We start from the raw sequence: 18,126 nt of genomic DNA, 5'->3' as shown, positions 1-18,126 counted from the left end.
CCTTTTTAAGTTTAACAATCTACTAGTAGGTAGTTTGTTTTGTGTGTGCACTATTGTCAAGTGAGTATGCGAGCTAGTCGTGTTATTTACACGTGGTTTAAAAAGGTTGTTTCAAGGATTCTGTAAACTGATTTACTAACTGAATTTCACAGTGCTTGTAGCTGATAGCGGCTGCTTTTGCATTAGGAAGTTTCAATATGTAGCGCCACTGGCAGGCGCTTTCAATGTACTTCTCGTTATTTTTTATACTGCGCATAAATAACTGCAGTACTTGGGTATTACCCGTTGCTTCTTCAGATTGGACTAGTTCGTACTTACGTTTTTGTATCCAAGTCCCTTGCTCTTGTTTGGCTTTATCGAGCTGGGTGTCAAGGCATTGGATGTAACGCTTAGATTCATTCATAGTTGGCTTATCAACCAATTGGCACACAGCATTAGAATAAGCACTGCCACTTATTATAAGGAGAAAAATCGAAAACAAGTTTGCATACGTGTTATTTTTTATCATGGTAATTAAACTCTAATATAAATTGTGCGCCGCCTAGCTTGTCGGCTTCAGTGATTGTCAGTGTGCCATGGTAAGATGTAACCAAGTCCGAGACAATGGCCATGCCAACACCATGCCCACTTTGGTATGTATCTAGGCGTGTACCGCGTTTAAGTAATGATTCGCGCTTATCTTCTGGCACACCCGGGCCGTCATCACTTATACCTATACATAATGTCTTACTTTGCACCACTTGTACCGTTACTTGAGAACGACACGCTTTACAGGCGTTATCAATTAAGTTGCCTAGTAACTCCATTAAATCGGTTTGGTCACCTAAAAAGTAATCTTTATCAGAAACTATACAATCAAAAATAATATCTTTGTCGCGATAAACTTTAGCCATTGCACTTAGTATTGAGTCGATAACTGGTTTTATAGGCGTTTGTTTTTTCCACGTATCTGACGCGCCAGTAGCTGCACGCTTTAATTGGTGTTCGATCATCACATTTATACGGTCTAACTGTTCTTGTGCGTCAGCATCATTTGCAAGCGGGCTTGATTTAAGAACAGCAAGTGGGGTTTTAAGTGCGTGCGCTAAATCGCTGAGCGATGCTCTGTAGCGTTCTTTTTGTCGTTGCTGAGATTCAAGTAACAAGTTTAAGTCGGCTTTTATGGTTTGTAGTTCAATTGGATAAAGGCCTTTAATTTCTTGTATATCACCAGATTCAATGGCTTTTATTTCTTTATCTAAGCGCTGAAGTGGGCGGGCGCTCCAAATAAAACCGATAGCCATTAAAATTGTTATGGCAATACCCATAACAAACATCCACTCAACAAGTGTTTGTTTAAACCCATCCATTAAGCGAAGTAGAGCGTCGTTACGTTTTACTAAAATGAACCGAGCCTGCTCGGACTGATCAATATTATTTAATATTACGGTTAAACTAAGCTGCCAATAAACCGTATTTTTGTATTCTACGCGCCTAAAGTCAGCAGCACCGGCTTTGGTTTCTATTTGTTGAGGTACAAAGTCGACATTCACCGCTGACTCCGAATGCCAAATTGGCTCTTCATCTCGGTAAATCATTGCGTATGTGTCAGAGTTTAATCTGTTAAGCTCAGGCGCTAATATAGTGCTTGGCATAATTATGCCATGTTCAGTGAAGTCTACCTCAGATATAAGAGAATAGAGTTGAGCTTCTAGCGTTTTTTCTGTGGCATCGACCAAAGAGGCATAATAGGCTTTGCCAATTGAGTAAAACAAAATAGGCAGTGCCACCAATAAAACAAAGACAAGGATAAATCCTTGCCTTATTTTTAGTGATACTTGCGGTCCTACCACTGACTTTTTAGCCTGTAACCACGGCCACGTAACGTTTCAACTGGGTTGAGGGTGCCCTCTGGGTCTAACTTTTTACGTAGGCGTAAGACAAATACTTCAATTACATTCGAATCAAGGTCGAAATCCTGATCGTAAATATGCTCGGTAAGCTCTGACTTAGAAATAACCTTTTGTGGGTTTACCATTAAGTATTCAAGTACTTTATACTCATAAGCCGTTAGGCTTAACTCTTTGTCATCGACCCAAACTTGTTGCGAACGGGTGTGTATTTTTATAGGTCCTGCTGTCATTTCAGGGTTAGCTTTACCTGCACTGCGGCGAATAAGAGCGTTACAACGCGCTGCTAATTCTTCAACATGAAATGGCTTTGTTAAATAGTCGTCTGCACCGGCATCTAGCCCTTCAACTTTATCTTGCCAGCGATCACGGGCTGTTAAAATTAAAATTGGAATTGTCACGCCTTGGGCACGTGCTTTGTTAATTAACTCAATTCCGTCAATTTTAGGTAAACCCAAATCAACCACAGCCATATCCAAAGGGTATTCAGTAATATGGAATAAACCAGCTTCACCATCGTGACATAAATCCACGCTGTAGCGTTCTTTCTCTAATGCATTTCGTAGGTTGTCTGCTAAATGTAGATCGTCTTCAATAACTAAAATTCGCATTTTTTAATCCTTTTTCACTTCGCCGGTTTTTTTATTAATATGTAAATCAACGACGTGGCCGTCAGATTTGAGTATTCGTACGGTATAAAACTCTGGTTTTTCAGTTATCTTTAGCGTTTTACCGCCAATGCTTTGTTTTGCAAGTATTACCGCTTTCTTTTTATCCACCGGTTGATTAACCTTTTTAGTGGGCGTAGCCGAAGCTTGGCTGTTGCTAGCAAAGCTAACACAAGCAATAAAAATGAGGCTTAACAATACGCGCATAACAGAAACTCCTAGACCAGATAACCTTAGTTTAATTAACTAAGTTACTAAAATTCAAGTAAAAACGTTAAATCCGTAATTACATTAGTAATTTTAATTAAAAACGTGTGAACAAATCCTGAATTACAGGTTGGCTTGTAACAACACGCTGTTATTTATACTGGAAACACTTTTTTGAATGGTTTAACAATTGTATTTACGTATACGCCACCTGAAACGTAAGGATCATCAGTTGCCCATTCACGCGCAGCTTCTAGCGAATCAAACTCTGCAATAATAACTGAGCCAGTAAAACCGGCATCTTGAGGGTCTTCATTATCAACCGCAGGGAAAGGGCCGGCGGTAAGTAGCCTGTTTTGTGCATCAAGCTCTTTTAAGCGTTCTAAGTGCGCTGGACGTGCGGCTTTTCGTAATTCAAGACTGTTTTCAACGTCTGTTGAGTAAATCATGTACAACATAATAGATTCTCACTTAAGTTGTTAAATTTAATTATGCAAATAGTACCACAGAGCTCAAATTTGGCTAACTAAAAGCGTATACACTTAGGTTTACAGTTGGATTTTATTTTTAACGCTAATTGCTTGAAAACCGCTGTATAACACTGGTAGAGTCGCTCAGATACTCAAAATAATAAAAAGGTTTTATACATGAGCGATAATAGAGAGCGATTTAGCTCCCGTCTCGGATTTATACTGGCTGCAGCTGGTTCTGCTGTTGGTATTGGTAATTTAGTGGGTTTTCCCGTTTCTGCGACTAAAAATGGTGGCGGCGCATTTTTATTAATTTATGCTCTATTTGTCGTGTTTATTTGTTTACCCGTGATGATGGCAGAAATGGCCATGGGCCGAAATGCTCAAAAAGATCCGCTCGGTTCATACAAACTTTTAGCAAATAACGATAAAAAATGGAAATTTGCAGGATTTTTAGCCGTTTTAACTCCATTTATGATTGCCGTTTTTTATATGGTAATTACAGTGTGGATTTTTGGCTACTTGATACAGGCAGGCATGGGTAACTTAGATGCGTTAGCCGACCCAGCCCATTTTGGAACATTTATTAACAGCTACACAGTATTTGCTTATATGGCAGTGGTGGTTGTTATTGTTAACCTCATTCTACTCGGCGGTGTAAAACAGGGCATAGAAAAAGCGGCTAGAGTATTAATGCCAGCATTGTTGGTGATGCTGTTGGCTTTGGTAGCGTATGTTTTAACGCTAGATAACGCATTGGCAGGCGTTGAGTATTACGTTATTCCTGACTTTTCAAAAATGAGTGCTAGCGTACTCAATGGTGCATTGAGTCAAGCGTTCTTCTCTTTATCGCTAGGTATGGGTATTTTAATGACCTATGCGTCTTATATTTCTAAGAAAGACGACATAGTTAGTAGTGCAAAAATGGTGGCTATTACAGACTCACTAGTCGCGTTTGTTGCCGGCCTTATGGTTTTACCCGCTATATTTAGTTTTGACCCAAATACTAACCCGGAGTCGTTATCAGACTCGTCTGTATCAATGATTTTTGTTTATTTACCTAAAATCTTATTAGCATTACAAAACGATATTGGCTATGTAGGGGCTTCAGTTGTCGCCTTTTCATTCTTTTTACTTGTATTTTTTGCAGCAATAACGTCTTTGGTTTCAATTGTAGAAGTACCAACGGCAACATTGAGTGATCGTAAAGGTATTAGTCGTAAAAAAGCCTTAGGTATACTAACGCTTAGCACAGGCGTGCTTACAATTATATGTACTATGTCGTTTGGTATGGTTGACAGTTTAACGTCGTTTACCAGCTATGGCGGTGCCAGTAAGAGCTTTTTTGATATTGTAGTTGATGTATTTTACGACACTATTTTACCTCTAAATGGCTTAATGGTGTGTTTGTTTGTAATGTATCGATGGAAAAAAGCGCGTTTAACACAGGAACTAAGCCAAGGTTCACCTAGCTACGAAGGCAGCATGATGGAGAAATACGTTAACTTTTCTCTTTCAACGTTTATCCCATTTATTTTAGCCGTGATATTTATAAACACGGTTGCTACCAAGTTCTTTGGTTTAAAGTTATTTGGCTTTTAAAATGTAAAGTATAAAAAGCCGCGCTTGTCGCGGCTTTTTTTGCTAAACATTTAGGTTAAAGCACCTGAGTCTAAATAACTCCCAATACCTAGAGTAAACATCCAAATTCCCCACAAGCTATGCTCAATAACACATACAAAGGTTGAGCGGCTTTGAGCGTAAGTATACGAAAATAACAAGCCGCCTAAAAAAGCTAAACATACCGCAATCAAATTTGCATAAACTATATGAGCCAGTGCAAATACAGTGGCACTTACAATAATTCGCATACTTTTTTTAGGCATAATGTGTTTATAACGATGAAAAAAATAGGTTCTGAATATTAGCTCTTGAGGGATAACCGATAACACGGGGTATAGCAGTAACAAAAGCAGCCAATCATCAAAAGAATTACGAGGGAGGGTAAACCAGTTTTCTTGATGGATGATCCCGTAAAACATACCAGAGAAAACGGCGCCTAATAAAAAGAAACTAAACAGACGATTTTTTACAGCAGAAAACTGTCCAAGGCTGGTAAGCCTGAAGCGTTTAAAGTGTGGGTCGCTCAACAAAAGCATGCAACATACGCTCATTAATATTATAAGCGCAGGTAAAAGCCAATTTGCTAAATGGCTGCGTAAGCTAAAGCCTACTAGCGGTAAAAAAATAAATATGAGGGTAAATTCAAACCAGCGGTATTGATTAGCGTTCAAGGTCGTCTCAGGCTGTTTTTTTATAAACTAACAAGCTAAGACGACATTTTTATGACGAAAACTAGTTTACAGCTTCGTCATCATCAGGGAGGTATTTATAAAGGGCAATAATTGTGGCAAAAATGCTTACAAATGTAATAGCCATCAAGCCAAAGACTTTAAAGTTTACCCAAAAGTCGAGTGAAAAGTTATATGCTATGTATATGTTAAGTGCTGCAATACCGGCGGTAATAGCTACCCACATTAAGTTTAATTTATCCCATAATGGCTCTGGCACGGTTATTTTTTTATCTGTGTCATTTGCGTTTTCTAAAATAGCGGTTAGTGCCTTTTTTACTAAGTTTTTATTGAGTATGTAACGACTCACAAGCAGCATAATGCTGAAACCCGCGTATATAATAGTGGCTTTCCACTTTACAAATTGCTCATCATGAAACACAAGCGTTAAGGTGCCAAACACGGCGGCAATAGAAAAGAAGATCCACTGGCGGGTCGGTACTTTCCCATGTTTGTAATAGCTAAATATGACTTGAATAAGCGATGTTGCAATTAATAAAGCCGTTGCCCAGTAAATATCTACAAGCTTAAACACTGCAAAAAACAGTATAAGTGGAATGTATTCAATTAATGCGTGCATATACTACCTAAATTATACAAAAATAAATTACAGCGTTTTTACCACATAACACTTGGTAACTACAAGGTTGACTTAAAGCCCTGTAAGCCTTAGCCTGCGTGGCTTTATTTATTCATCATTATATTCCCACGCTAAACGTATTCATTGTTTACGTGTATTTAGGAGCCTTATATGAACAAAACTCAACTTATTGCCGAAATGGCAAAACACAGTGAACTTACTAAAAAAGATTCACAAGCCGCTCTTACAAGTATTCAAAAAGTGATTACTAAATCGTTATCTGAAGGTGATCAGGTGCAAATTAATGGATTTGGTACGTTTGCACTTAGCTATTATCCGGCACGCACTGGGCGCAATCCACAAACGGGTGAGACAATCGAAATAGAAGGGGCTAACAAGGCCGTTTTTAAACCAGCTAAAGCACTTAAAGATCGCCTTTAATACTTCACTTCTACTTACCTTTTTATTTGTACTATCTAGAACAACGCTCTTTTAACTTCATGTAGATTATTCATTAATTATAAATAATTTACATGGGGTTATATTATAAATTAAAATTTAATATAATTTTCAATAATTTAAATCTGGCATCCGTCCTGCTTATTGTTTAGTGCGTTAAACACTTAATTAATTTATAAGGAGAGCCAAATGAATACATTACAATCGCGTACGCCACTAAAAGGTAAAAAAATTGCCATTTTAGCCACTGACGGTTTTGAACAAAGTGAATTGTTTTCTCCTCGCGATGCATTATTAAATGCGGGTGCAGAAATAGAGATCGTCTCTATCAAAGAAGGTCAAATAACTGGGTGGAATGAAGATAAATGGGGCGAAAAAGTATCAGTAGATAAACTCGTCACCAATACAAACTCAGCTGATTACGATGCATTAATGTTACCCGGTGGGTTATTTAATCCAGACAGCCTTCGTCAAGACAAACACGCAAAAGCCTTTATAGACGGCTTTTTTGGTGCAGAAAAAAACAAACCAGTTGCTGCAATTTGCCATGCACCATGGTTACTGGCTGAAATTAACAAGTTACGTGACCGCACAATCACTTCTTTCCCAAGTATTAAAAGCGATTTAATGAATGCAGGCGCAAACTGGGTAAATGAGGAGGTGTGTGTAGACAGAGGTTTAGTAACCAGCCGCAGCCCAGAAGATTTAGATGCTTTTAATGCTAAATTTATTGAAGAAGTGCTAGAAGGGAAGCATAAAGCACACTAAATTTTAATAATGAAAAAGGGCATTTAAATGCCCTTTTTATGTGTTTAAACCTGAGTTTAATTAAAGCTCTGTAGCGGCTTTCATGTTGCTAACAAACGTTTTTAGTTGTGCTGTCATTGCATCTAAATCATCAAGATTGGCTTCAATAATCTTTACCACCGCAGAGCCTGAAATGGCCCCGGCTGCACCTGCATTTAATGCTGATTTAACATCGTCTGGCGTTGAAATACCAAAGCCTAGTAGAGCAGGGGCTGCATGATACTCTTTTAATTTATTTACAATATTACCAGCGGGCATTTGTGCTTTGGTATCAGTACCTGTTACGCCTGCACGTGAAAGTAAATAAGTATAACCTCGTCCATATGAAGCACACTGGCGAAGAGTGTCGTCATCTGCATTAGGTGTTGCAATAAATATTGGGTCAACCCCATTGTCCATTGCAGCCTTTCTAAACATTTTAGATTCATGCAAAGGAACATCCGCTACCAAAATAGAGTCTACCCCTACGGCTTTTGCATCTTTGTAAAACGCTTCTAAGCCACGTTTAAACACTAAGTTTGAATATAATAATAAACCAATTGGAATATCTGCATTGTATTCACGAATTTCTTTAATAATGTCAAAGCAATCTTGGGTGTTAATATTCACATCAAGCGCACGAATATTAGCGGCTTGGATAACAGGGCCATCGGCTATTGGATCTGAAAAGGGGATACCCAGCTCTAGTCCGTCAGCACCACCATCAATTAAGCTTTTAATGATAGCAATGCTCTGCTCTTTACCTGGATCGCCAATAGTCACAAAGGGAACAAACGCACCTTGATTTTTCTCATTAAGTGCAGTAAACATAGCGCCATAACGGTCCGTCTTAACTTGGCTCATAGCTGGCCTCCTTCAGATAATACTTTGTGTACATGTGCTAAATCTTTATCGCCACGGCCACTTAAATTAATTACGATTACACTGTCTTGCGTCTGCTCTTCTGCATATTTTAGCGCGTAGGCTAAAGCATGGCTTGACTCCAGAGCGGGAATAATACCTTCGTTTTTAGCTAATGACTGAAATGCGTCAAGTGCCTCAGTGTCACTGATACCTACATATTGTGCACGGCCAGTTTCATGTAAAAATGCATGCTGTGGGCCTACCGCTGGGTAATCTAGACCTGCTGATACAGAGTATGATTCTTCAATTTGGCCATCATCGTTTTGCATAATGTAAGTGTATGTACCGTGTAGTATACCTTTAGTACCCTTACAAATAGTGGCGCCGTGTTCGTGGGTATCTAAGCCTTTACCTGCTGGCTCAACACCAATTAGCTTTACGCTAGGCTCGTCAATAAAATCGGTAAACATACCAATAGCGTTTGACCCACCACCCACGCAAGCTATAACGGCGTCTGGTAAGCGACCTTCAGCTTCAAGCACTTGTTGCTTGGCTTCTTCACCAATTACTTTTTGGTATTCGCGAACAATTGTTGGGAATGGGTGAGGGCCCGCCGCAGTTCCTAGTAAGTAGTGTGCTTCTTGGTAGTTAGCTGACCAGTCACGTAGCGCTTCGTTTACGGCATCTTTTAATGTGCCAGAACCCGCTGTAACAGGAATAACTTCTGCGCCCATTAATTTCATTCTAAATACATTAGGTTGTTGGCGTTCAACGTCTTTCGCGCCCATGTATATACGGCATTTTAAACCTAAAAGTGCGCATGCTAAAGCAGTAGCGACACCATGCTGACCTGCGCCGGTTTCAGCAATCACTTCTTTTTTACCCATACGTTTTGTTAATAACGCTTGGCCAAGCACTTGGTTTGTTTTGTGTGCACCACCATGAAGTAGATCTTCACGCTTTAAGTAAAGTTTAACCTTTGGGTTTTTAACTAAATTACGCGTTAAAGTAAGAGGCGTAGGGCGACCCGCATACTCGTTTAATAATTTGCTAAGTTCTGCCTGAAACTCAGGATCTTTTTGCGCTTTGTTAAATTCGTTTTCTAACTGCTTAAGTGCAGGGACAAGCAACTCGGGTACAAACATACCGCCAAACTCGCCAAAATAAGCTGGATTTTGCATTTTAACCTCAATAATTTCTGATACTTGTAAAAGCATGATGTAATTTGTTTGGGCACTTTTTGCCCGGAGCGTCTTCAACCCCAGAATTTAAGTCAAGGCCTAAGGCACCTTGATAAAGCGCGTCTTTAATATTGTCTGGATTTAAGCCACCAGCTAGCATAAACGGTGTTGTTGCATCGCGAAGAAGCGACCAATCAAATACTTTTCCTGTTCCACCAGCTTGTTTATCACTGTGAGTATCGTACAAGTGGCGGTCAACGCCATTTACAGGAGTAGGTAGCGCATCTTTAATTGCTTGTGCTTTCCAAATTTCACAATTGCTAGGTAACTGTGTACGCAACGCTTTAATGTAATCGTCACTTTCTTGGCCATGTAATTGAACTGCCGCTAATTTTAACACACTTGCGGCGTGAGCAACTTTCTCTGTTGACTCATTAACAAAAACACCCACAAATTTGAGGGGAGCTGATTGCGTTATGGCTTGGGCGCAATCTAAATCAACACAACGTGGAGACTTAGGATGAAAAATTAAACCGCCATATACAGCACCCGCATTATACGCAGCTTGCGCATCTTGGCTGCGAGTAAGTCCACATACTTTATTTTCCCCAAAAATAACCCGGCGACATGCTTGTTCTAAATCAGCTTCGGCCATCAGCGAGCTACCAATTAAAAAGCCATCGCACAGCGGTGCTAAGCGTTTAACATCTTGATGGGTATAGATACCTGACTCAGAAATAACAACTTTATCTTCAGGTATTAATTTACGTAGTTTTTCAGTAGTAGCTAAATCGGTACTCAAGTCACGTAAATCACGGTTATTAATACCAATAATTTTAGCATTTAGGTTAAGTGCTCGGTGTACTTCTTCTTCGTTACTTACCTCGGTTAGCACCGCCATATTAAGTGAATCAGCGACCTTATGCAGTGCTGTGTATTCTTCATCATTAAGTACCGAAAGCATAAGTAAGATAGCATCGCCACCATAAATACGAGCCATATAAACCTGATACTCATCTATGAAAAAGTCTTTACAAATAAGTGGCTGATCAACTTGGCTACGTACAAACTCTAGGTAGTCAAAGCTACCTTGAAAGTATTTAGTATCGGTGAGTACGCTCATGCAGCTTGCATATTTTTTGTAAGCTGCAGTGATTTCAGTTAAATCAAAAGGTTCTCTTATTAACCCCTTAGAAGGGGACGCTTTTTTACATTCTAAAATAAATTGCGTACCGGGTGCCGCCAATGCTTTATAAAAATCACGACTGGTTGGCACCGCTTGATCTTTAAAACTTTTAAGCGGGCGAGCGGCTTTTCGTTCAATTAATTCTAGCTTTTTATCAGCAACAATTTTGTCTAATACATTAGCCATGACTTACCTCAATAATTGCATTTAATGTGTCCATGGCTTTGCCTGAACTTAAAAGTGAGTGTACTTGTTGTGCGCCATCTTTAAGTGAATCGGCTTTACCTGTTAGATATAAAAGAGCAGCAACATTTACCACAATAGCGGCGTTGTGCGCATCAGTGCCTTTGCCTTGTAAAATAGCAACGCTTGCATCAGCGTTATATTGTGGGCCTTCACCTGCTAGTTGTTCAAGTGAATAGTTTGCAAGGCCAAAATCGCTTGGGTTGAGCGTGTACTGGGTTATTTCACCGTTGTTTAATTCAACAACATGCGTAGGCCCATGAAGAGCAATTTCGTCAGTGCCTGAACCGTGTACGATCATTGCGCGTTGTGTGCCTAATGTTTTAAGCGTTTGCGCCATAGGCATACATAGCGACTCGTCGTAAACCCCCAATAATTGCACATCAGGTGCCGCAGGGTTAGCAAGGGGGCCTAGAATATTAAAAATAGTTCGTGTTTTAAGTGCAGTACGCACACCCATCGCATGGCGCACACCGCTGTGATAATGAGGTGCAAACAAAAATGTAAAGTGTGTTTGCTCAAGGCATTTTGCTGCTTGTTCTGGGCTTATATCTATATTAATACCAAGAGCTTTGAGTAAGTCGGCAGAGCCTGAGTTACTCGACACACTGCGGTTGCCATGTTTTACCATGTTAATACCCGCTGCAGCTGCGACAATAGCGGCAGTGGTGCTGATATTAATAGTATTTGACCCATCGCCACCGGTGCCACAACTATCTGCAAGTTGTGAGCAAGTAGTATTAAAAGCCACTGCGTTTTCACGCATAGATGCCGCAGCTCCCGCTATTTCATCACTCACTTCACCTTTCATTTTAAGACTAATAAGCAAAGCTGTTAGCTCAATATCGCTCATGTTACCTTGCATAATTTCATTAAATAGCGCTTTTGATTGGCTATAACTGAGTGATTGCTTAATCGTAAGTTGCTCAATGGCGTGTTGAACATTAAGTACGTTGGTTAAATGTGTACTCATAACGTCCTCTTAATTATTATTTGTTAGGTAAGCAACACTTTGTTGCAGCAACATAGCCCCGTTGGGCGTTAGTATTGATTCAGGGTGAAACTGATAACCCAGAGCACCGTCATCATGGTGATAAATAGCCATAGGAATATCTTGGTATTGTGCTATTACCTCTATGCTATCTGGTACTTGCGTAGCCATTAATGAGTGGTAACGTGCCACCGGCATTGTCTCGCCCATATTTTCAAACACAGGGTGTGTGCTTAGATCAATAATTGACGACTTACCATGTACGGTTTCACCCGCATGTCCGATTACTCCGCCATAACTTTGTGTTAACGCCTGTTGACCTAAACAAATACCCAGCATAGGGAAATGGCCTTTACACAGCGCAATAAGATCCATGAGGCAACCAGCATCGCTTGGTGTGCCTGGGCCTGGTGAAAGTACAAGTAATACTTGGCCTTGCTCTTGGCGCATTTTATTAAAAATAGTATCGGCGCTTATGTTATTTCTATACACAACAAGCTCACCACCGAGCATAGTTAGTTCGTCTACCAAGTTGTAACTAAACGAGTCAAAGTTATCTAAAAAGTAAATTTTGATTGGCTGTGATGCACCCATGTTATACCGCCTCGAAAGTTGATTTTATGGCGGTAATAACCGCTTGAGCTTTAGCGCGAGTTTCGTTAGCTTCAGATTGCGGGTCTGAGTCAAATACAACCCCGGCACCGGCTTGAACATAAGCCATGTTGTTTTTAACAAAGGCAGAGCGAATAACAATACAGCTGTCCATTGCACCATCACCGGTTAAATAACCTACTGCGCCACCGTAACTGCCACGTCGTTTTCCTTCTGTTTGGCGAACTAATTCTGCTGCGCGAACTTTAGGCGCGCCTACTAAGGTACCCATGTTCATGCATGCTTGGTAAGCGTGAAGTGCATCAAGTTCTGGTTTTAATGTACCAACAACACGTGAAACTAAATGCATAACTTGCGAATAACGGTCTACTTTTAATAGCTCTTTGGCATGACGTGTACCTGCAACACTAATGCGTGCTACATCGTTACGGGCTAAGTCAACAAGCATTAGGTGTTCTGCACGTTCTTTTTGATCGTTTCTAAGTTCAAGCTCAATACGGCTATCTAAATCGGGGTTTATTTGCCCATTAGCAAATTTACCACGAGGGCGCGTTCCTGCAATTGGATACACTTCTACCTGCTGGTTATTAATATCGTATTTAAGGGCTGATTCGGGTGATGCGCCAAATAAAGCAAAGTCCTCATCGCGCATGTAAAACATATAAGGGCTTGGGTTTTGTTCTTTTAATTGGCTATACGCATGTAAAGCGTTAGGGCATGGCAGCGAGAAAGTACGAGAAGGAACAACCTGAAAAATATCCCCGTCTACAATGTTCTTTTTAAGTTTTATAACTTGTTCGCAATAGGTGCTGTCGCTTATGTCTACGCTCACCTCACATTCGCCTCTGTTTAATGGGGCGCTGTATTGGGCTGCGTTATCGCAAAGGCTATTTAACTGCTCTAGCTGTTTGCCTACTTCAAAGCAGTTTGCGTGTACGTCTGGGCCGTTAAACACGTTACCGATAAGTTCGGTGGTCTGTTTTTGGTGGTCTATTACAACTAATGTTTCAGCTAAATAAAATACATAATCAGGACAGCTGTTCTCGCCATCGGGAACATCACTTAACTGTTCAAAGTTAGCAACCATGTCGTAGGCAAATACACCGCCTAAAAATAGAGAGAAAGGGTTGTCGGTGGTACTTTTGATTGAGTTAATACAGGTTCGTAGGGCACTAAATGCATTATCGGCCACTAGTTTACTGGCTTCATCAATGTCGTTACTTGTACTCAAGTAATTTAGGGTTAGGCTTGTATCGTTTAATTCTGCATTGCAGTTTTTAACATGAGCTTGTAAGTAACTTAACAGCTGGTGGCCGTTGTTTGACTGGGCTGTAATCGTGACTGTTTTGCCTTGGCAAACAATGCGCAATGCGCAATCGACTAAAATTAAACTTTTTACACTGTCTTTAGAATCAATTTCAGCCGATTCAAGTAGCAGTGAGTTAGGTTTATCAAGTGCCGCGTAGAGCGCAAGTGGACTACTGATGTAGTCGCGTGTTTGCGTAATACTCGTTACTTCACCCGGCGTAGTTGTTATATGACTAAAAATCAAACCTCATTCCCTCAAAAAATTAAACCCCGCAATGCTGTGCAATGCGGGGTTTGAATAACGATATCTAAATTACAAACAGATCATTACCGTCCCGCTATACCAGGCGCCACCACCAATGATGTGTAAGAGTAATACCGTTGTTCATGTTTTCTGCCTCAAATTTATTATGTATTTATTAAAATTTAGTTATAAAAAAACCCGCATATTTGCGGGTTTTGAAATTTTGTCAGACACGACAATTCATCACCCGATAATTACGAGTGCCACCACCAAATTGTGTTTAGGTTTGAATTGTTCATTGTTTTTAATTCTTTATGTGTCTTAAAGTGGCTACAGTAAAACGTATCTAGTGCTTTTGTGTCAAGTGTTTATTTAAAACAATTTAATGAAAAAACTTGTTATACTTGCATAAATACCTTCAAACCTTAATTTTAAGCAGTTTTCTTTTGATAAAATATGATTTACATAGCCACACAACACATTCAGACGGACATTTAACGGTTGAAGAATTATTAAACCGTGCAGTAGATAAAAATATTGATGTGTTTGCTATTACCGATCATGACACTGTGGCAGCTATTAAACCGGCTCAATCATTTATTCAGTCAGAGAATCTTCCGCTGTCATTAATTACAGGCACAGAAATATCGACAAAGTGGGAAAGCTTTGAGATCCACATTGTCGGGTTAAACATAAATATTGATAACGAAGAGCTCGATGCCTTATTAACTGCACAGCAGCAAAAGCGAGAGGATCGGGCTACACAAATCGGCTTTCGCCTTGAAAAAAATGGCTTTGAAGGCATTTACGACCAAGCTAAAGAACTTGCTTTAAATGGACAAATTACACGTGCCCATTTTGCACGTGCATTAATGCAGCGTGGAGTCGCTAAAAATTTCCCTGGAGTATTTAAAAAGTATTTAGGGCGAGGTAAAACGGGGTACGTACCAAGCTGTTGGTGTGATATGCAAACCGCTATTAAAGCAATACATGCAGCAGGAGGGGTTGCAGTGCTTGCCCATCCAAGTAGTTACAGAATGTCTAATAAGTGGTTGCGTAAACTGTTAGTTGAATTTAAAAATGCAGGGGGAGATGCAATGGAAGTAGCGCAACCTCAGCAAGCACCTAGTGAACGTCAATTTTTAGGTGAACTCAGCCGAGAGTACGAATTATTATGTTCACAAGGCTCAGATTTTCATTTTCCGACAAGCTATTTAGAGCTTGGTAAAAATTTATACTTACCTAAAGATTGCCAAGGTGTTTGGCAAGTTTGGGAAGGACAAGAAGGGGCATTAACATGAGTCAATTATTTCATATTCATCCAGATAACCCACAGGCAAGGTTAATAACTCAAGCTGTTGATATAATAAAACAAGGTGGTGTTGTTGTTTACCCTACCGACTCTGGCTATGCAATTGGCTGTAACATTGGTAATAAGCAAGCCAAAGAGCGTATAGAGCGTATTCGTGGCATTGATAAAAACGACAATTTTACACTTGTATGTCGTGATTTATCAGAGTTATCTACTTATGCACGCGTTGATAATCAATTATTCCGACTGATTAAAAATAATACGCCGGGACCTTATACCTTTATTTTTAAAGGCACAAAGGAAGTACCTAAGCGTTTATTAAACGATAAGAAAAAAACGATTGGCATACGTGTTATTGAGCACCCGATTGCATGTGCGCTTTTAGCTGAGTTGGGCGAGCCACTCATGTCGTGTTCGCTAATCTTACCCGGACAAGAATTTACAGAGTCGGACCCAGACGAGATTTTAGATAGGCTTGATAAGCACGTAGATCTAATTATTCACGGTGGATACTTACCAGAGCAGGCAACAACCGTTATTGATTTGTCCGAGGACGATGTAAAAATACTGCGTGTTGGCTGTGGTGATGTGAGCCCGTTTGAGTAATTAAACGTGGCTTCAACGACTAAACTTCCACCAGTAATTAATGAGCCAGTGCAGCAAAATCTGCCACTGGCTTTTTTGCATGGAAAGGCCGTTGTTGATAAACCTGAAGACTTATATATTCCACCCGACGCACTTGAAGTTATTTTAGAAACCTTTGAGGGGCCGCTTGATTTACTTCTTTATTTAATAAAAAAACATAAGCTTGACGTACTTGAGCTTTCAATATTTAGTATTACAGAACAATATGTTAGCTATGTTGAAATGATGAGCGAATTTCAATTAGAGCTAGCTGGTGAGTATTTAGTCATGGCGGCATTGTTAGCGCAAATAAAATCACGGCTGCTTCTTCCTGTTCACGAAGAGCTCGAAGAAGAGGAAGACCCTCGTGCTGAACTAATTAAACGCCTACAAGAATACGAGCAGTTTAAAAAAACAGCTGAAAATTTGGATGATATTCCTCGTGTTGGTCGTGATATTTTCGTTGCCCATGCGGTAATGCCCATTAATGACGATACAAGCAAAAACCTACCCGAATTAGAACTCAAAGATTTAATGCTTGCCTTAAGTGAAGTTATGGCGAGAGCTAAAACCTTTGAGCATCATCAAATAACAGCAGAAGTGTTATCAACCCGCGAGCGCATGAGCCAAATATTACAACAGCTTTCCAAAGCAAAGAGTGCAATTGTGTTTAACGAACTGTTTAAAGCATCAGAAGGGCGCAGCGGGGTTGTCGTAAGCTTTATAGCTATACTTGAGCTTATCAAGGAAGGGCTTATTACTTGCCTGCAAGTTAATGAAGAGAGCTTAATATACGTAAGCCTCACTGAATAGCCGCTTCGAGTAAAACTGAAACACTCTCTTTAACCACAAAACTCCCCTATGTAAACCATTTATGTGCATATATGCACACAAGCTGTTTGCACATGCTATTTTACTGCGCACTTCTTTTCTATATCTTGTTGTTATCAAAACACAGGATATTAATTATGTTTAAAAACACCCCACTCTCATATGGGTTAGTTGCCATTATATTGCATTGGTTGATGGCGTTTACCGTTATTTGCTTATTTGGTTTGGGTTTATACATGGTTGAACTTACCTACTATGACAGTTGGTACAAAGGTTCTCTTGATTTACATAAAAGCATTGGAATTACGCTTGCAGCTATTTTGATTTTTAGAATTTTATGGCGTGTTTTTTCTAAACAGCCAAAACCGCTAGGTACAAATACTAAAGTCAATCAACTAGCACATACTGCCCACATAGCTATGTACATTTTATTAGCTGTGATTGTGGTAGCTGGTTATTTGATCTCAACTGCAGATGGAAGGCCCATTGAAGTTTTTACCCTGTTTAATGTGTCTGCTCTCGACTTTGTTTTTGATGATCAAGCTGATATAGCAGGAAAAGTTCATTACTACGGTGCATGTATATTAATTGGTTTTGTTGTTTTACATGCATTGGGTGCACTAAAGCACCATTTTATAGATAAAGATAAAACTTTAACAAGAATGATTACCCCATTGAAGGAAGATTAAAATGAACAAACTATTACTAAATACGGCTGTATCGGCGGCTCTCGTTTTATCAGCATCGGCTGTAAATGCTGCTGAATATGTTATTGATACAAAAGGGGCGCATGCTTTTGTGAACTTTAAAATAAAACATTTGGGTTACAGCTGGCTACATGGACGTTTTAATACGTTTGACGGTGAATTCAATTATGACGCAGAAAAACCTAATGCTTCACAAATAATGGTGAATATAGATACAACCAGTCTTGACTCTAACCATGCAGAGCGAGATAAGCACTTACGTGGTAAAGATTTTTTAAATGTTGATAAATACCCAACGGCTACATTTAAAAGTACTAACATTACATTTAACAACGATGATTCAGGCAAAGTAACTGGTGACTTTACATTACATGGTGTGACAAAAAGTATCACCTTTGATATAGATAAAATAGGTGAAGGTCAAGACCCGTGGGGTGGTTACCGTGTTGGATTTGAAGGCGAAACAAGCCTTAAATTAAGTGACTATGGCATTAACTATAATTTAGGACCTGCGTCGACGCATGTTGATATTGGGTTATTTATTGAAGGTATTCGTAAATAAGCAGGGTTGTAATTATACAACTAACTTTGAAAGCGCCACATTACGTGGCGT

At 39.7% G+C, this 18,126-nt stretch carries 21 protein-coding genes; 8 read left to right on the top strand and 13 right to left on the bottom strand.

Annotated elements, in window-relative coordinates; genetic code table 11:
- Positions 1-97 precede the first annotated feature (97 nt).
- From PMAN_RS07795 to PMAN_RS07775, 5 genes are all read right to left on the bottom strand, one after another.
- Positions 98-508 (bottom strand): hypothetical protein, encoded by a 411-nt coding sequence (locus PMAN_RS07795; RefSeq protein ID WP_010557522.1) that lies wholly within the window; start codon positions 506-508, stop codon positions 98-100.
- Positions 495-1,832 carry an ATP-binding protein gene (locus tag PMAN_RS07790; protein WP_010557521.1) on the bottom strand — a complete coding sequence of 446 codons (1,338 nt, stop codon included), beginning with the start codon at positions 1,830-1,832 and terminating at the stop codon, positions 495-497. Before PMAN_RS07790 ends, PMAN_RS07795 begins: the two co-directional genes overlap by 14 nt.
- Positions 1,826-2,500: a response regulator transcription factor gene (locus tag PMAN_RS07785; RefSeq protein WP_008127723.1), complete on the bottom strand. Its 675-nt coding sequence runs from the start codon at positions 2,498-2,500 to the stop codon at positions 1,826-1,828. Before PMAN_RS07785 ends, PMAN_RS07790 begins: the two co-directional genes overlap by 7 nt.
- Positions 2,501-2,503: 3 nt before the next feature.
- Entirely contained in the window at positions 2,504-2,764 is a 261-nt protein-coding gene (locus tag PMAN_RS07780) for a PepSY domain-containing protein (protein WP_010557520.1), read from the bottom strand.
- A 155-nt stretch (positions 2,765-2,919) separates the two neighbouring features.
- Positions 2,920-3,222, bottom strand: a complete 303-nt coding sequence (locus PMAN_RS07775; protein ID WP_008127726.1) for a YciI family protein — start codon at positions 3,220-3,222, stop codon at positions 2,920-2,922.
- Positions 3,223-3,411: 189 nt separating this feature from the next.
- Here PMAN_RS07775 and PMAN_RS07770 point away from each other — a divergent pair, with 189 nt between their 5' ends.
- Positions 3,412-4,836 carry a sodium-dependent transporter gene (locus tag PMAN_RS07770; RefSeq protein WP_010557519.1) on the top strand — a complete coding sequence of 475 codons (1,425 nt, stop codon included), beginning with the start codon at positions 3,412-3,414 and terminating at the stop codon, positions 4,834-4,836.
- Positions 4,837-4,886: 50 nt separating this feature from the next.
- On the opposite strand, the gene PMAN_RS07765 is transcribed toward PMAN_RS07770, so the two are convergent.
- Together PMAN_RS07765 and ispZ are read right to left on the bottom strand one after the other, a co-directional pair.
- Positions 4,887-5,528: a CPBP family intramembrane glutamic endopeptidase gene (locus PMAN_RS07765; RefSeq protein WP_010557518.1), complete on the bottom strand. Its 642-nt coding sequence runs from the start codon at positions 5,526-5,528 to the stop codon at positions 4,887-4,889.
- A gap of 61 nt (positions 5,529-5,589) precedes the next feature.
- The gene (ispZ, locus tag PMAN_RS07760) at positions 5,590-6,165 is read right to left on the bottom strand and encodes a septation protein IspZ (protein WP_008127733.1); all 576 of its coding nucleotides are present in this window, start codon (positions 6,163-6,165) and stop codon (positions 5,590-5,592) included.
- Positions 6,166-6,336: 171 nt separating this feature from the next.
- Between ispZ and PMAN_RS07755 the strand changes: the two genes are divergently transcribed.
- Both PMAN_RS07755 and PMAN_RS07750 read left to right on the top strand, forming a co-directional pair.
- A complete protein-coding gene (locus PMAN_RS07755) occupies positions 6,337-6,606 on the top strand; it encodes an HU family DNA-binding protein (RefSeq protein ID WP_006792217.1) in 270 nt (89 codons plus the stop codon).
- Between the two features lie 207 nt (positions 6,607-6,813).
- On the top strand, positions 6,814-7,392 hold the full coding sequence (locus PMAN_RS07750) for a type 1 glutamine amidotransferase domain-containing protein (protein ID WP_006792216.1): 579 nt from the start codon (positions 6,814-6,816) through the stop codon (positions 7,390-7,392).
- A gap of 60 nt (positions 7,393-7,452) precedes the next feature.
- Here the strand turns inward: PMAN_RS07750 and trpA are convergent, their stop codons facing one another.
- The 6 genes from trpA to PMAN_RS07720 are packed head-to-tail and all read right to left on the bottom strand — an operon-like array spanning position 7,453 to position 14,039.
- Positions 7,453-8,274: a tryptophan synthase subunit alpha gene (gene trpA, locus PMAN_RS07745; protein WP_010557517.1), complete on the bottom strand. Its 822-nt coding sequence runs from the start codon at positions 8,272-8,274 to the stop codon at positions 7,453-7,455.
- On the bottom strand, positions 8,271-9,455 hold the full coding sequence (gene trpB, locus PMAN_RS07740) for a tryptophan synthase subunit beta (RefSeq protein ID WP_006792214.1): 1,185 nt from the start codon (positions 9,453-9,455) through the stop codon (positions 8,271-8,273). Before trpB ends, trpA begins: the two co-directional genes overlap by 4 nt.
- Positions 9,456-9,462: 7 nt before the next feature.
- Positions 9,463-10,827, bottom strand: a complete 1,365-nt coding sequence (trpCF, locus tag PMAN_RS07735) for a bifunctional indole-3-glycerol-phosphate synthase TrpC/phosphoribosylanthranilate isomerase TrpF (protein ID WP_010557516.1) — start codon at positions 10,825-10,827, stop codon at positions 9,463-9,465.
- Entirely contained in the window at positions 10,820-11,857 is a 1,038-nt protein-coding gene (trpD, locus tag PMAN_RS07730; protein WP_010557515.1) for an anthranilate phosphoribosyltransferase, read from the bottom strand. Before trpD ends, trpCF begins: the two co-directional genes overlap by 8 nt.
- A 9-nt stretch (positions 11,858-11,866) precedes the next feature.
- A complete protein-coding gene (locus PMAN_RS07725) occupies positions 11,867-12,469 on the bottom strand; it encodes an aminodeoxychorismate/anthranilate synthase component II (protein ID WP_010557514.1) in 603 nt (200 codons plus the stop codon).
- A gap of 1 nt (position 12,470) precedes the next feature.
- Positions 12,471-14,039 carry an anthranilate synthase component 1 gene (locus PMAN_RS07720; protein ID WP_010557513.1) on the bottom strand — a complete coding sequence of 523 codons (1,569 nt, stop codon included), beginning with the start codon at positions 14,037-14,039 and terminating at the stop codon, positions 12,471-12,473.
- Positions 14,040-14,485: 446 nt separating this feature from the next.
- On the opposite strand from PMAN_RS07720, the gene rnm reads away from it, so the two are divergent.
- The 5 genes from rnm (at position 14,486) to PMAN_RS07695 (ending at position 18,075) form a co-directional block, all read left to right on the top strand.
- Entirely contained in the window at positions 14,486-15,340 is an 855-nt protein-coding gene (gene rnm / locus PMAN_RS07715; RefSeq protein WP_010557512.1) for an RNase RNM, read from the top strand.
- Positions 15,337-15,957 carry an L-threonylcarbamoyladenylate synthase gene (locus tag PMAN_RS07710; protein WP_006792208.1) on the top strand — a complete coding sequence of 207 codons (621 nt, stop codon included), beginning with the start codon at positions 15,337-15,339 and terminating at the stop codon, positions 15,955-15,957. The genes rnm and PMAN_RS07710 overlap by 4 nt, the downstream gene beginning before the upstream one ends.
- A gap of 6 nt (positions 15,958-15,963) precedes the next feature.
- On the top strand, positions 15,964-16,788 hold the full coding sequence (locus PMAN_RS07705) for a segregation and condensation protein A (RefSeq protein ID WP_010557511.1): 825 nt from the start codon (positions 15,964-15,966) through the stop codon (positions 16,786-16,788).
- Positions 16,789-16,943: 155 nt separating this feature from the next.
- Positions 16,944-17,495: a cytochrome b gene (locus PMAN_RS07700; RefSeq protein WP_010557510.1), complete on the top strand. Its 552-nt coding sequence runs from the start codon at positions 16,944-16,946 to the stop codon at positions 17,493-17,495.
- 1 nt (position 17,496) lies between these two features.
- The gene (locus PMAN_RS07695; protein WP_010557509.1) at positions 17,497-18,075 is read left to right on the top strand and encodes a YceI family protein; all 579 of its coding nucleotides are present in this window, start codon (positions 17,497-17,499) and stop codon (positions 18,073-18,075) included.
- Positions 18,076-18,126 lie beyond the last annotated feature (51 nt).

Source organism: Pseudoalteromonas marina (genome assembly GCF_000238335.3).
Taxonomy (GTDB): domain Bacteria; phylum Pseudomonadota; class Gammaproteobacteria; order Enterobacterales; family Alteromonadaceae; genus Pseudoalteromonas; species Pseudoalteromonas marina.
The sequence above is the reverse complement of the archived record's forward strand: the minus strand, read 5'-3'. Positions and strand labels throughout refer to the sequence as shown.